At 44.7% G+C, this 15,441-nt stretch carries 12 protein-coding genes and 1 pseudogene; 8 read left to right on the forward strand and 5 right to left on the reverse strand.

Annotated elements, in window-relative coordinates:
- Nucleotides 1-90: 90 nt before the first annotated feature.
- From A3CY_RS20345 to ligA, 5 genes and pseudogenes are all read right to left on the reverse strand, one after another.
- Nucleotides 91-1,254, reverse strand: a complete 1,164-nt coding sequence (locus tag A3CY_RS20345) for a FecR family protein (RefSeq protein ID WP_018336982.1) — start codon at nt 1,252-1,254, stop codon at nt 91-93.
- Between the two features lie 55 nt (nt 1,255-1,309).
- Nucleotides 1,310-1,867, reverse strand: coding sequence for an RNA polymerase sigma-70 factor (locus A3CY_RS0105900; protein WP_026207359.1), 558 nt, complete (start codon nt 1,865-1,867; stop codon nt 1,310-1,312).
- A gap of 164 nt (nt 1,868-2,031) precedes the next feature.
- Complete coding sequence (locus A3CY_RS0105905) at nt 2,032-4,530, reverse strand: ATP-dependent Clp protease ATP-binding subunit (RefSeq protein WP_026207360.1); 2,499 nt, start codon at nt 4,528-4,530, stop codon at nt 2,032-2,034.
- 94 nt (nt 4,531-4,624) lie between these two features.
- On the reverse strand, nt 4,625-5,398 hold the full coding sequence (locus A3CY_RS23525; protein WP_231932455.1) for a helix-hairpin-helix domain-containing protein: 774 nt from the start codon (nt 5,396-5,398) through the stop codon (nt 4,625-4,627).
- 9 nt (nt 5,399-5,407) lie between these two features.
- Nucleotides 5,408-7,138: pseudogene (ligA, locus tag A3CY_RS23480) on the reverse strand (NAD-dependent DNA ligase LigA); the annotation flags it as partial.
- Between the two features lie 167 nt (nt 7,139-7,305).
- Here ligA and A3CY_RS0105915 point away from each other — a divergent pair.
- The 8 genes from A3CY_RS0105915 to A3CY_RS0105950 all read left to right on the forward strand — a co-directional run bounded on the left by A3CY_RS0105915 (nt 7,306) and on the right by A3CY_RS0105950 (nt 15,424).
- Nucleotides 7,306-10,305, forward strand: a complete 3,000-nt coding sequence (locus tag A3CY_RS0105915; RefSeq protein ID WP_018336986.1) for a hypothetical protein — start codon at nt 7,306-7,308, stop codon at nt 10,303-10,305.
- A gap of 97 nt (nt 10,306-10,402) precedes the next feature.
- Nucleotides 10,403-10,747, forward strand: coding sequence for a DRTGG domain-containing protein (locus A3CY_RS0105920; protein WP_018336987.1), 345 nt, complete (start codon nt 10,403-10,405; stop codon nt 10,745-10,747).
- A 10-nt stretch (nt 10,748-10,757) separates the two neighbouring features.
- Nucleotides 10,758-11,171 carry an ATP-binding protein gene (locus tag A3CY_RS0105925; protein WP_018336988.1) on the forward strand — a complete coding sequence of 138 codons (414 nt, stop codon included), beginning with the start codon at nt 10,758-10,760 and terminating at the stop codon, nt 11,169-11,171.
- Nucleotides 11,172-11,274: 103 nt separating this feature from the next.
- Complete coding sequence (locus A3CY_RS20350; protein ID WP_040371279.1) at nt 11,275-12,618, forward strand: [Fe-Fe] hydrogenase large subunit C-terminal domain-containing protein; 1,344 nt, start codon at nt 11,275-11,277, stop codon at nt 12,616-12,618.
- Nucleotides 12,619-12,655: 37 nt separating this feature from the next.
- A complete protein-coding gene (locus tag A3CY_RS0105935; protein ID WP_018336990.1) occupies nt 12,656-12,991 on the forward strand; it encodes a DRTGG domain-containing protein in 336 nt (111 codons plus the stop codon).
- Nucleotides 12,992-13,002: 11 nt separating this feature from the next.
- Complete coding sequence (locus tag A3CY_RS0105940; RefSeq protein WP_018336991.1) at nt 13,003-13,722, forward strand: PHP domain-containing protein; 720 nt, start codon at nt 13,003-13,005, stop codon at nt 13,720-13,722.
- 12 nt (nt 13,723-13,734) lie between these two features.
- A complete protein-coding gene (locus A3CY_RS0105945; protein WP_018336992.1) occupies nt 13,735-14,532 on the forward strand; it encodes a hypothetical protein in 798 nt (265 codons plus the stop codon).
- Nucleotides 14,533-14,875: 343 nt separating this feature from the next.
- A complete protein-coding gene (locus A3CY_RS0105950) occupies nt 14,876-15,424 on the forward strand; it encodes an ATP-binding protein (RefSeq protein ID WP_018336993.1) in 549 nt (182 codons plus the stop codon).
- The last annotated feature ends 17 nt before the right edge of the window (nt 15,425-15,441 follow it).

The following is a 15,441-nucleotide window of genomic DNA, read 5'->3' on the forward strand; positions in this document are numbered from 1 at the left end:
TTGTTTTTTAAGATTATACATGTACAACAACTACTTAACACACATTTGTTGTACTTTATCTAAAGTTGGGGATTGGGGAATCCCCAACTTTCATTTTTCCTTTATAATTACATTCTTTCCATTTACTTCAAACTCCACCAGACCAGTCTGTTCAATCTTCTCGAACAAATTCTCCACCTTATCATACCGCCTCAAACGCCCTGTAAACTCCAAGGATTTAACATGCTGGTTCTGGTAAAAAACAACCAGGTCATACCACAAGGATAACGTTTCCATAATTTCCTCCAACGACATCTGGTCAAACTTATAATATCCATCCTTCCATGCGGTATACAACTTTGTATCAACACATTTAATCTCAAACACGCCTTCATCTTTATTATAAATTGCCTGTTTTCCCGGGGTAACCTCCACCAATGCTTTTCCATTCGTCAATTGAATTTTTCCCTCTTCCAAAGTCGTTTCTATTCTTTCTCGTTCCGGATAGGCAGTCACGTTAAAAGAGGTTCCCAAAACTTGAATCCGTACATCACCGGCTTGTACAACAAAAGGACGCCGTTCATCTTTCCGAACTTCAAAATAAGCCTCTCCTTGTAGCTTGACTTCTCGCTTATCTCCAGCGAAAACCACCGGATAACTAATTTCCGAACCAGCATTCAGAAAAACCTTCGTTCCATCAGCCAATACAACATTATATTCCGTCCCCCGGGGGATTACCAATGTATTGTACTCCATCCTCACGGGTGCAACAGAATCCATTGACTTATACATCAAAGTTGAATTCACGTTCTCTATTTGCACGCTATCCTCACGAATAAACTTTCCGTCATACTTATTAAGTTCCAGCACTTCACCCGTGCTTAATCTCAAATGAGCCCTATACCCATTCACGCCTTGTTGCAAATCCCGGGGAATAACTTGATTTTCTTGATTCGACCCCAGCCATTTGTACAACAACACACAACACAACAAAATGGCTACTGTTGCCGCAATCGAATACTTCCATCGAATTGACAATTTCTTCCCGACACGTCTGGATTTCACATTTGCCTCTATCTTTTGCATGACTGCCTCTCCACGAATTCCGGGAGTCTGTTTCACCAACCGTGCACTTTGGAACAATCCCCGGAGTGCGTCAATCTCCTTCTCTCCCTCGTGATCTCGCAACCAAGCTTCCACCTCTTGCCGTTTACCCTCCGGCAAAATTTCACCAGATAAATAAGCTGCTATTATTTCACTGATTTTATCATTCATATTAATTCCTTTTTACAAAAGGAACCTAACTATCAATTTCGGGTGACAACCGATTCTATTTTTTTTCAAGAAAAAATAACAAAGTCAGATATTCATCATCTTTCAACTCTTTGCGCAGAAATTGTAAAGCCCTTCCCATTTGAGTCTTTACAGTATTAATACTAATATTCAATTGATTTGCCACATCTTGATATTTCATACCTTCCATACACACCATATGTAATATACGCCTACGCTCTTCTGGCAAAGCCTCTATCGTACGATACAACTTTTCCACTAATTCCGGATCTATCGCCTGCTCCTCATCATACAACTTCTCCCGAATCCAATCATGTTTATCTTCCCTCCGCCTCGTGTTCCGCAAATAATTCAAACATCCGTGCTTAACAGCAGAATAAAGGTAATGCTCCAAACTTCCGCGCAAACCATTAAAACGCCTATTAGCCCAAAAATCAACAAAACACTCTTGGACAATATCCGCAGCTTCCTCGGCATCTCCCAATAGTTGGGTGCCAAACAAAATTAACGGATCATAAAATGAAGCATACAACAAACGGAAACCTTGCCGTTCATTCTTCATAAATAATAATATGATCTCCTCACTATTTTTCATTTTATGATTAAGCTTATTTGGAGGGCTAAAATAACAAAACTCCTCATTTATTTATCCATCATATAATCTTTTTTTAGATTTAACCATCTATATTAAAATAAATCAAAAAAAAAGGGACTGTAAATACAATCCCTTTTGTCTATTTTGTCATATTCCTTGCAAATCTATTTCTTTTCTTTTATTACAATCTTATCATCGGTTTTATTGTAGTCAACATCAAGCTCCGTGCCTTCCGCCACTCCTTTGATAATAACCTCCGCCAATTCGTCTTCCAGGTATTTCTGAATAGCGCGTTTCAACGGACGAGCCCCGTATTGCGGATCATACCCTTTCTCGATGATAAAGTCTTTCGCCTCTTTCGAGATAGAAATCACCAACCCCAAATCATTCACTCGCCTAAACAATCCCTTCAACTCGATATCGATAATCTTGTAGATATCCTCTTTGGACAAAGAATTGAACATGATAATATCATCGATACGATTCAAGAATTCCGGAGAGAAAGCATTTTTCAAAGCTTTCTGCACGATACCCTTCGCGTAATCGTTATTACCTGTCATATCCTGCGAACCGAAGCCTATTCCACGCCCGAAATCTTTCAATTGCCGGCTTCCGATATTGGAGGTCATGATAACAATCGTGTTCTTGAAATCAATCTTCCTTCCCAAACTATCCGTCAATTGACCGTCATCCAACATCTGCAACAAAATATTGAATACATCCGGGTGAGCCTTCTCGATCTCGTCCAACAATACCACGGAATACGGTTTCCGTCGTACTTTTTCCGTCAACTGACCGCCTTCCTCGTATCCCACGTATCCCGGAGGCGCCCCAACTAACCGGGACACGGCAAATTTCTCCATGTACTCGCTCATGTCTATCCGGATCAACGCATCCTCGGTGTCAAACAAATAACGAGCCAACACTTTTGCCAGCTGGGTTTTACCCACACCCGTGGGTCCCAGGAATATAAAGGAACCAATCGGACGATTCGGGTCTTTCAACCCGGCACGATTCCGGTGTATGGCTTTCACGATTTTCTCGATTGCCTCTTTCTGCCCGACAACGCTCTCGCTCAATTCGTCGTGCATCTGCAACAACTTCATTCCTTCTGTTTTGGCAATACGCTGTACCGGGACTCCCGTCATCATGGCAACCACCTCGGCGATATGTTCTTCGGTCACGGTAACCCGGTTCTCTTCCAGATCACGTTCCCAATTCACTTTCTCCTCCTCGAGCTGCTTCAACAGCTGACGTTCTTTATCCCGAAAAGCAGCCGCAACCTCGAAGTTTTGTTGCTTCACGGCGTCTTTCTTTTTCTCTTTTATCTCTTCTACGTCCTTTTCCAATCTCTCGATGATCGGAGGTACGTTTATATTAGAAATATGTACTCTAGAACCCGCCTCATCCAACGCATCGATCGCCTTATCAGGCAAAGCCCGGTCGGAAATATAACGTAAGGTCAATTTCACGCAAGCCTTAATAGCCTCGTCCGTATACCGCACGTTATGATGATCCTCGTAACGGGATTTGATATTATTCAAGATTTCCACGGTTTCCTCGACAGAAGTCGGTTCCACCAGCACTTTCTGGAAACGACGCTCCAAAGCTCCGTCTTTTTCAATATTCTGGCGATACTCGTCCAAAGTTGTCGCACCGATACACTGAATCTCTCCGCGAGCCAACGCCGGTTTCAACATATTGGCAGCATCCAGGCTACCTCCGGAACCTCCGGCACCCACGATCGTGTGGATCTCGTCGATGAACAAAATGATATTCCGGTTCTTCGCCAACTCGGCGAGAATCGCCTTCATTCTCTCCTCGAATTGTCCACGGTATTTCGTACCTGCCACGATAGAAGCAATATCCAAAGAAATGACACGTTTGTCAAACAACACGCGGGAAACTTTCTTCTGCACGATCCGCAATGCCAATCCCTCGGCAATAGCCGATTTACCGACACCCGGATCACCGATCAACACCGGATTGTTCTTCTTCCGGCGGCTCAATATCTGAGCCAACCGTTCGATCTCCCGGTCACGTCCCACGATAGGATCGAGCGTTCCTTCTTCTGCAGCTTTCGTGATGTCGATACCGAAATTATCCAACACCGGGGTATCGGATTTCGACGACACTGGACTACCTTGACGATAAGGATTGTACATGGAACTGTCATCATCCCCGTCTTCCGGGTCATCCCCCTCGTCATTAAACTCGGATTGCATCCGCATTTTTTCTTTCAAGACTGCCTCTTTAAAAATATCGTAGTCTATATTCATTGTTTTAAATAACTTCGTCACAAACCCGGCTTGATTTCTTAAAATAGCCAGCATCACGTGCTCCGAATCCAACTCGTCATCTCCCAAATCCCACGCTTCCTCGGAAACACGCTTCAATACGCTATTGGCTGCCAACGTGAAATCCAACTCGTTCACCTTGTCTGCCTTATAACGTTTACCATCCAGGCGTTGCTCTATTTTATCCTTTACCTCGTAGAAATCCAACCCTAAAGACATCAATATATCAATCGCCCTTCCACTTCTCAACTTCAGTAAGCCCAGAAACAAATGCTCCGGGTAAATCTTGGAATTACCCAGCCGCTTCGCTTCTTCGCCAGCCGAAGTCATGATCTGTTTTAGTCGTCTTGTATCTTCTTTTCCCATATTCTTATACCGCCTTTCACGGTCCTCACTATTTACATTTTTCCGTATCGTAAAGATACTATTTATCATCCAATCTTCCAAGATAGCTTCATTCTTATGAACCCATCAATGTGTTAAACTCTTTTTCGTTCAAAATAGTTACATTTAACTTCTGTGCTTTTTGCATTTTGCTCCCGGCATTCTCTCCGGCAAGCAGATACGTGGTCTTGCTTGAAACGGAATCGCTGACTTTTCCGCCCGCCTTCAAAATAATTGCCTTGTAATGTTCCCGCGGCAGAGAGAGAGTTCCGGTAATCACGAACGTCATGCCCGCCAATTGATCTGATTCTCCCTCCTCTTCTTGTATCGTCCCGCTTATACCGTATTGCAAAAAGCGTTCCATCATTTCACGGTTCTCGCTTTTCTCGAAATAACGAATCACGCTACCCGCCATTTGATCACCGATATCCTCCACTTCCGTGAGCTGCTCGAAAGTGGCATCCATCAACACCCGTATATCTTTAAAATGGCGGGCTAAATTGCGGGAAGCCGTTTCCCCGATATACCTAATTCCAAGAGCATTAACAAATTCCGGTAGATTCTGCTGTTTTGATTTTTCAATTCCGGCAATCAAATTATCCACCGATTTTTCCTGCAAGCGATACACGCTCAACGTGTTGATTTTACGGATAAATTTATCTTTATCCCGCAAAAAACGATAAACACGTTCAGCATCCTCACGTGACAATTCGTCAGTTTCCGCAACCTCATCCACGGTTGCCGTGTAAAGCCGGTATATATAATCAAACTTAATGGACAGCAATTCAGACTTATGGAAATCTATCCCGGGAATATCCAGTGCATAAATCACGATCTCCAACGGGATCATATCCGTATCCCCCGCTTGCTTCAAGCGATCCAGCGGTTCATTGAAAGGTATTCGGAAATATTCCAACATCTTGTTGATACTCTTTTCCCTGTCGCCCGAAAATTGCAACTCGACCAACGCCAGCAATTCCTCCTTTGTCGCGGAAGCCAATCGCGGAAGCCCCCCGAAATGTTCTGCCAACACCTCAGCGTTCTTTACCGATATATTTTTCATCCCGATCTCGAAAGCGTAAATCACCTTCGCCAGCGGGATACTCGTCATCACGTAACTTTCCGGGTACAGAATCTTTTCCAACCCGATCAATTCTGACCGTTTGGCAGGTAAAGTATAAATATCCGCGATATCCCTAATAAAACCTTTTGTCAACAACAGGTCTATCGTCTCGCTTCCCATCCCCTCGATATCCATGGCTTTCCGGCTCACGAAATGCTCCAATTTCCCGGCTATCTGTGGCGGGCAATGATCCTCGTTCGGGCAATAATGATTTGCCTCCCCTTCGTTTCGAATCAATTCCGTACCACATTCCGGGCAACGGGTGATAAATTCTATCACGGGCGCATCCGGTAATCTTTTTTCCACATCCACCCCGACAATCTTAGGAATAATCTCTCCCCCCTTCTCCACGTACACCGTATCATGCGCGTGCAAATCCAATTCCCGGATAATATCTTCATTATGCAACGAAGCCCTCTTTACCGTAGTTCCGACAATATGCACCGGTTCCAGGTTTGCCACCGGGGTAATAGACCCAGTACGCCCCACCTGGTAATCCACGCTCAACAGACGGGTTTCCACCCGTTCCGCCTTAAACTTGTAAGCCACCGCCCAACGAGGCGATTTCGCCGTGTAGCCCAATTGCATTTGCTGTTTGATACTGTTCACCTTTATCACGATGCCGTCTATCGGCACCGGCAGATTCTTGCGCTCAATATCCCATTTATGTATAAAATCAAGAATCTCGTCCAGATTCCGGCACAATTCCATATAAGGAGGCACGTTGAATCCCCATTCCCGGGCTTTCATAAGATTCCCGTAATGCGTGGGAGTCAAGGTGATCTCACCCGGAACGTAATACAAGTAACAATCGAGCTGTCTTTTTGCCACGATAGACGAATTTTGCAATTTCAACGTTCCGGCTGCCGCATTCCGGGGATTGGCGAACAAAGCCTCACCCGCCTCCAAACGTTCTTCGTTCAGGCGATTGAACACGGCAAAAGGCATCAATATTTCTCCCCGCATCTCGAATTCCGACGGATAATCGTCCCCCTGCATCTTCAGAGGCACCGTCCGGATCGTCCGCACGTTTGCCGTCACGTCATCCCCCTTCACCCCGTCCCCGCGAGTAACGGCAACCTGCAAGTCACCTTCCTCGTAGCGTAAACTGATAGATGTCCCGTCGTATTTCAATTCGCAAACGTATTCTACGTCATCTCCCCCGATTCCTTTGCGCACACGCTCGTCAAAATCCCGTATCTCTTGCTCGCTGTACGTGTTTGCCAACGACATCATCCCGTACTTGTGTGCTACCTGCACGAATTCATTGTTCGTGTCATTCCCTACCCGTTTGGTCGGTGAATTAGGATCAGCCATCTCAGGATGTTTCGCCTCCAAGTCTTCCAACTCATGCATCAACTTGTCAAACTCGAAATCCGATATCACGGGTGCATTCTTCACATAATACAAGTAGTTATAACGCTCCAATTCTCTTCTTAATTCCAGTATTCTCTCTTTTTCCATCACCATTCAAATTTCAAGTTATCAACACATTCCACCTATACTGATCGGATGGTCTGTAACCGGTAGTATAATTCAACAGCAAAGATAATTGTTCTTCGTGGAGTATCATATCAAAAAAAAATATATTTTAGCAGAGAATTTTAGATGCAAATAACTACAAGCACATACTTATGAAATACCACAACACCCTTAAAAGTATCCGAATTTCCCTTATCAGCACCATAACTATATTTCTATTTATCCTCCCGGCAAAAGCCCAATTCGTAGACTTGGGACAAGACCCTTGCAGCACTCGTTGGAGGCAAATAAAAACAGACAATTTTCAAATCATCTACCCCGATTTCTTTGAACAAAACGCTCAATATCTTGCCAATATTTACGCTAAACTTTATGCCCATGCCAATACACTGGGGATTAAAGCGAAAAAAATGTCCATGATCGTTCGGGCAAACGGGGGCATTTCTAACGGGAACGCCGGGTGGGCACCCAAGAAAAGCGAATTATACACGGCTCCGCCACAAGACGTCGATGGCAGTTGGTTGGAACACCTCTGCATTCATGAATTTCGCCACATCGTGCAATATGACAAAGTCAATCAAGGATTCACGAAAGTATTATATTACATCTTTGGGGAACAGATCACGATGGCTGTCATCGGGGTTTACATCCCTATGTGGTTTCTGGAAGGAGATGCCACGGTTTTCGAAACCTCTGTCGGGCAAGGTCAACGGGGACGTTCGCCTGAATTCCTCAACGAGATGAAAGCCCAAATCACGGAGAAAGGTATCTATACCTACTATAAAGCCGTATTGGGATCGTACAAAGATTTCGTGCCGAACCGCTACCCGCTCGGGTACTACATGGTCGGCAACAGCCGAATGCATTACGGTACCGCAATCTGGCAAAATGCCTTGACTCGTGTAGGTAAACGTCCTTACGGGATCACCCCTTTTGCCCGTAGCTTGAAACTCACGCTAAACGAAAAACGGGACTCCTTATGGAATACCCAACATTTCCAATCCTTGTTTATCAACCCGGATAGCGTGAAAAAAGCAAATACCTATTGCGACGCCAAACGCACCCTTTACCGGGATAACTTTAGCGAATTGCAACAAATCTGGAAACAGGAAGCCGATCAAGTAAATCATTTATTCGATACGATTCCCACACGCAATGCCCTATACTCGAATTACCATTACCCCACGCCCACTTCGGCAGGCGAAATCATCGCCTATAAAGAAGGGCTGGCACAAGAAGGCGCATTTGTATTTCTCAAACCGAACGGGGATGAAATCATCACCCGCACGGGCATCATGTACGATTACAAATTTGCATTTAATAGCCATACTCTGGCATGGTCGGAATACAAATCACACCCTCGTTGGCAACAAGGCGGAAAAATGGTGATCGCAACTTACGATCTGCTCCATAAAAAATATCGTCGTTATCCCGCCCACCAGAATCGATATGCACCTTTCACGGTAGAAAACAACTGGGGATTCGTCGAAGTCGATAAAGAAAATCAAGCCTCCCTCGTGATTATGGATTCCCGTTTTGAAAAAGAACTTTTCCGGTTGAAGGGAACAGGTACCGAATTATTCGTGCATCCCTCTTACGACGGGAAAGGCAACATCATCACGGTAGTTGTCAATACCATCGGAAAACACATCGAATCTGTTAATATCCAAACCGGGAAGCGCACTCCCCTGACCGCAAGCACATCCTACGAAATAGATAATCCCGTTGCCTCGGGCAATCAAATTATCTACCGGGGAGCTTTTGACGCGAACAATTCATTTTATCGTCAAGACCGACCGGAGCATTTCGGACACAATGCGTTGAATGCCAAATTCGGGTTACGTTATCCCCAATTATCCCCGGGCAAAGATTCGCTCTTCTTTTCATTCTACACTGCCGACGGGTACAAACCGGCTAAAATCGCTGTCAACCAACTTGAAAACAATCCTATCGACGAGAAGCAATTTACCATTGCCGATAGCGTAACAAAGCAAGAGGACTGGCACTTTGCCCTAAACACGGACACGACTTACGCCAGTCGGAAATATAACAAGACCTTACATCTTTTCAATTTCCACAGCTGGGGACCCATATTCCCGGACGTTGACGACACGGACATTGATTTCGGGCTAGCCGTTAGCTCCCAAAATAAACTCAGCACCCTTTTCCTGACAGCCGGATACGTACGGGGCAAAGGTTACAAACACGGCAATTGGCAAGTGAAAGCCTCCTACAAAGGTTTTTGGCCTATACTGGATTTGGAATTCAAAAGCGGACGTAACGACGACATCTCCCAAACCTTTCTCCGCATCGATCAACAAGCACAACAGAAAGACACGCTACACGTGGTTTACAAATCACAATATACCAAAGGAACCGCTACCCTACAATTTCCATTCAATCTTTCCAGAAAAAATTATAATCGCAGTATCGCGCCTTACGTAAGATACGAATTACAATCTATTCATAATTTCAATCTTAAAGATGCCTATTTATTAGTTAATCGCCGTTGGCAAGCCATTCCCTCCAATCATTCGTATCTCGGTTTGATCGACAAACCGGACAATGTCCTGCTTCAAGTCATGCGCTACGGACTCATTCTCAACAATCAAACCCGAATGAGCGACCGGGATATCAATCCCCGCTGGGGACAACGGCTGGAAATCGGCTACGAACACACGCCTTTTGAAAATCTCGATTACGGGAATTCAACCTGGATTGAAGGACGTCTTTATTTTCCGGGATTCGCCCCCCACCACTCCTTCTCGCTCTATGCTGGGCATCAGGATAAATCGAGAAAAGACAAAAATTATTACGGGAACCAAATTCAATCTCCCCGCGGAATATCCTTACACGGGTATGACCTCTCGACTTTACACACGACATACCGGATGCCGATTTGTTACCCAGATGCCCACGTCGGTCCCATCCTGTACATGAAACGTATCGTGGCAGCAGCATTCTTTGATGTCGGAAAAGAGAAAAACCAATATTACAACAAAACTTTTTACTCGTATGGTATAGAAGCAACCGTCGATACTCATTTCTTCCGCCTCCCGTTCCCGATGAACCTAGGTTTCCGGTTCGGGTACGAAACGAAAAAACAATCCGTGTTCGCGGACATGATATTCTCCGTGAGTTTCACGATCTAAACCGCATATTCCGCAATATTCTAATAATTCGGATGCTCTTGTTTGAGAATCCGAATTATTTTAATTAATTTAGGAGCAACCAAAAAACTACAAATCTATGACTCTAAAAGAAGTTGCTGTGCTACTTAATGCCCGGATAATTCACGAAGACGGTCACCTCGATAAAGTTATCCGTCACGCGTTTGCTGCCGATTTGATGAGTGATGTACTCCGACTAGATACCAGCGAGATGCTACTTATCACGGGACTCGCCAATCTGCAAGTCATCCGGACGGCAGAAATGTCTGACATTTGTTTTGTTCTATTCGTTCGAGGAAAACAAGCCTCCCCCGACATGATAGAATTAGCCAAAGAGTGTAACATCGCCATTCTACAGTGCAAACAAAGCATGTTCAAAGTATGCGGAGAACTGTACAAGGCTGGGCTAGAACCCATTTATTAAAATAACTAACATGGAATTCAGCTACAACATTGAAGGAGGAAACTTTTCCCGAGCCGGCTCCGCTTCAAGCGAAGTAAAAAAAATACTCAAACAACTGAATGTTAACCCATCAGTATTAAAACGTATCGTGGTAGCACTCTACGAGGCAGAAGTCAACGTCGTCGCCCACGCGTACGAGGGGACCATGCAGGTAAACATCGATCCGAGCGTGATCACCGTCGTTATCAACGACCGGGGACCCGGTATCCCGGACATCGAATTAGCCATGCAAGAAGGTTATTCCACGGCTTCCCCGGAAGTCCGGGAAATGGGATTCGGTGCGGGAATGGGACTCCCAAACATTCAAAAGAATTGTGACGAATTAAGCATTGAATCAAAAATAAACGAGGGAACGAAAGTAACTATGACCACTTATTTCAATTGAAAACAAATTTACTTACGATTTATGAATTACGATTTACGATTAGAAAAACGTTAGATCGTGGTGGAAATCATAAATCTTAAATCATTAAATCTAAAATTAATACATGGAACCGTTTTACCACGCCTTAAAAGTAGCACCAACCGCCTGTATTGGATGCACGCATTGCATGAGCTTGTGCCCAACGCAAGCGATACGCATTCAAGACGGCCTGGCGACAATAAACAAGAATGCTTGTGTCGACTGCGGCATGTGCCTCAAGTCCTGCCCCAGGCATGCGATTTACGTGGAGCAAGACGATTTCAACCAAATATTCAATTTCAAGCATCGGATTATTCTCCTCCCTACCGTGTTGTTCGGACAATTTTCCGAAGAGATCACGGAACAGCAAATATTCGCGGAACTTCACTCGATGGGATTCACGCAAGTTATCGAGGTCGCTCAAGCATCAGGCATTCTGACAAAAGCCATGCGAAATTATATGCAGAAAAACTCGCACGACAGACCGTTTATATCAGCATTCTGTCCCGCGGTAGTACGCTTGATACAAGTGCGTTTCCCGTCGCTTATCGACCACATTATTCCACTCAAACAAGCTATGGATTTGGCTGCCATATTTGCCAGAAGGAAATACCTTGACCAAGGCATAGATCCCGAAGAGGTAGGTATCTTCTACGTGACCCCATGTGCTGCAAAAATTGCCGCCGTAAAAAGTCCCGTGGGTGACGATAAATCCAATCTCGACGGGGTAATCAACCTCGATTTCATATACAACAAGATACAGATGGGACTCACGCAACACCGGGATCAACCCGTCACTCCCGTTTCCGAACAAACCTACCTTTCCCCGGAATCCATTGCCTGGGCTCTGACGGAAGGAGAAGCATCCAAATTTGAAGGGCGTTGCCTTGCCATTGACGAGATCCACAACGTGATCGACATCCTGGAAAAATTGGAAAATGACGAATTAACGGACATCGACTTTCTGGAATTACGTGCCTGTGACCACTCTTGCGCGGGAGGTGCTTTAGCTGTCAACAATCGTTTCTTAACGATCGAACGCCTGCGCAAACGCATGGAAACCAGCGAAAAAATAAACTGTACCACTCAGGATGACATTCAACAATACGAATCCTACCTTTTCAAAGAAGGACAACTAACAGGAGAAATTCCCCCTCGTTCCATCGAGCAACTGGACGAAAATATGCTCATTGCCATGGAAAAGATGCAAAAACTAAACCGCATCATGGGAGTACTTCCACAAATAGACTGCGGGGCTTGCGGGGCGCCCTCATGCCATACCCTTGCCCGTGATGTCGTGCAAGGCAAGGCAAAACTGAACCGATGCGTCTTTATGCAAAAAATACTTTGCAGGGAAGACCTCATGACACCCGACGAATCCCTCGAATTGTCGGAAAAGACGTGGGGACTCAAACGATTCAAAGAGTAAAAAACAATAAATCACGAACCCAAACAAACAAAATACCATGACAGTACAAGACATTATTTCAAGCTTAAATCTTACCGTTTGCTCGGGCAAAGAAGGATTGCAAAGAGAAATCAAAGGAGGTTACACGTCCGACCTATTGAGCGACGTGATGGGACATGCCCAAGAAGGCGACGTGTGGATTACCCTTCAGACACATAAAAACGTAATGGCTATCGCTTCGTTGAAAGAGGTTGCCGCCATCATCCTCGTGAAAGGACATCTTCCCGAGGAAGACACCCTAGAGGAAAGCAACAACGAGCAAATCCCGATTCTTTCCACGCCGTTGCAAGCGTTTGAGATCACGGGACAACTTTACAAATTGTTACACCCCTAATCGCGACCGGGATGGAAATACGTGCCGATCTGCATATTCACACCGTACTCTCGCCTTGCGGGGATCTGGAAATGAGCCCCGCGAACATCATTGGTATGGCTTTACGGAAAGGCATTTCCCTCATCGGAATATCCGACCACAATTCTACCCGGCAAGCCCCGGTCATTCAAGAACTGGGAGAACGACAAGGACTCCGGGTACTTTGCGGTACGGAAATCAATTCCATCGAAGAAGTACACGCCCTTGCCTACTTCCCCACGTTGGAAAGGCTTGCCGAATTTCAAACTTATTTAGACCATCACCTACCGAATATAAAAAACACCCCCGACAAATTCGGCTACCAGGTAGTAGTCAATGCCGAGGAACAAATCACTTACGAGGAGGAACGTCTGTTGATCTCCGCTTTAGATGTCGATCTCACTACCATAGAGCGGGTAGTACATTCCATGGAAGGCATCTTCATCCCGGCTCACATAGACAAATCCAGGTTCAGCATCCTCTCCCAACTGGGATTCGTACCCAAGGATCTGCGATTCGAGGCTCTGGAACTCAGCTTCCGTATCACACCGGAAGAATTTCTCCAACAAAATGCTTATTTGTCCGGCAACCCGTTTATTCGTTCTTCCGATGCGCATTACGTGGAAGACATCGGGAAAATATATACCATACTTTCACTACCCAATTTATCATTTGATTCCATTCGGAATGCCATCTTAAACTTAAAACCTTAAAGATCGGAAATTATGTTCATCGAAAACATGACAGCAGAAGAGATCATCAAAGAAACTCGGCGGGACTTGGCAGCTCTTGAAAATTACAAAGAAAAAATATGCCAAATCCACCGACGAGACTTCCTCTTTGCTAAAAAATACCCCGTGACCTTCCAACATGAATGGAGGTCGCCTGCCACACACAACAAATGGCGTGTCACGATCACGTGCCACAGCAAAAAAACTCGAGAAACACCCGAAACCTACTTTTACTCTCCTTATGCGACATCCAGAGGTACAGGGATCATTTTCCCTTTCTACGATCTGGATACCGAAGAATGGGCTTTCAGCCGGTTTACCGGGCATTTTTTCAGCCGCTACCGCAACCGCTATTTGATTCCCAACAATCTATGCACACCGGGCATGGATGTTATCGATTACTTCATTAAAGATAACATATCTTTTTCCCTATCAGAAAAAAAGAAAGAAGACAATAGCTTTACCTGTTGCCTGAAAGACGGTATCGCTCTCGGAATTTTCGATAAAACCCTCACGGTCTTCCGCACGTTCGTGTCGCATGACATGCTCTTTAGAATACAAAAACGGTCTTTACAATCCAGTATCGAAACTCAAAAAACACTGGATGACTTTCTCTTGAACAAACTTCCCAACTCCTACAAACAATATTGCCTGCAAGGACGCATCGGACGAGTTGCCGGACCGGAACCTGTACCCAAATTATCGTTGGACGACGTGAAGGACTTATTAAAAAACAAACCTAAAATTCCACTATTTTCACCACTCACGGGGAAAATAGAATTTGAGGAATAAATTTGTAAATAAAAACCATAGCTCCACCACTCCCTGCCCCCTAGGCTACCACATAAACCAGCCATGAACCAACCATAAACGTAGCATAGACGCCAATCTACGTTTATGCTTCGTTTATGATTGGTTCATGGCTGGTTCTTGAGGTAGAGTATCGGTAACTCAAGGGTTGAGCGGTCCGGAAGATTGGGTAAACAAATCTTTCATTAGAAACAATCTATATTATAGGCAATTTCCCCCTCAAACACTTGTTCATTTCAAGAATTTCATTACATTTGAATCGAGATATTTTTCTTTAATACCTCATGAAAGAGAAAAAAACGAAGTCAAACTTAACAAGCGTGGAATGCAAACGTTATCGGACCATATCTTAGATATAGCCCAAAACTCTATACGAGCCAAAGCCTCTCGTGTTGAAATCGACTTGCAAGAGGATCCGAGCACGGATTCCCTCACCTTCACCATCCGTGACAACGGGTGCGGGATGGATGAAGCCACGCTGGCAAAAGTAACCGACCCGTTTTTCACGAGCAGAACTGTACGGAAAGTGGGACTCGGAATCCCCCTGTTGAAACAGAATGCTGAAGCAACGGGAGGAACATTACAAATAGAATCAAAGCAAGGAGTAGGTACGACACTGGAAGCCAAGTTTTCCCTCACACATTGGGATCGTCCGCCACTGGGCGACATGGCAGGTTCTATCGTAATTCTTGTTTCGGCAAACCCTGATATTGAATTTATTTACCGGCATATCACGGAGAAAGGGTGTTACACGTTTGACACGGAAGAAGTAAAAGAAATCATGGAAGGAGTACCCGTTAACGATCCCGAAATCGTTATGGCATTGCGCCAAATGATACGGGAAAATATAAAAGAAATAACACAAACAACATAAGACAAAATAACCTTAAT

The organism is Butyricimonas synergistica DSM 23225, assembly GCF_000379665.1.
Classification (GTDB): domain Bacteria; phylum Bacteroidota; class Bacteroidia; order Bacteroidales; family Marinifilaceae; genus Butyricimonas; species Butyricimonas synergistica.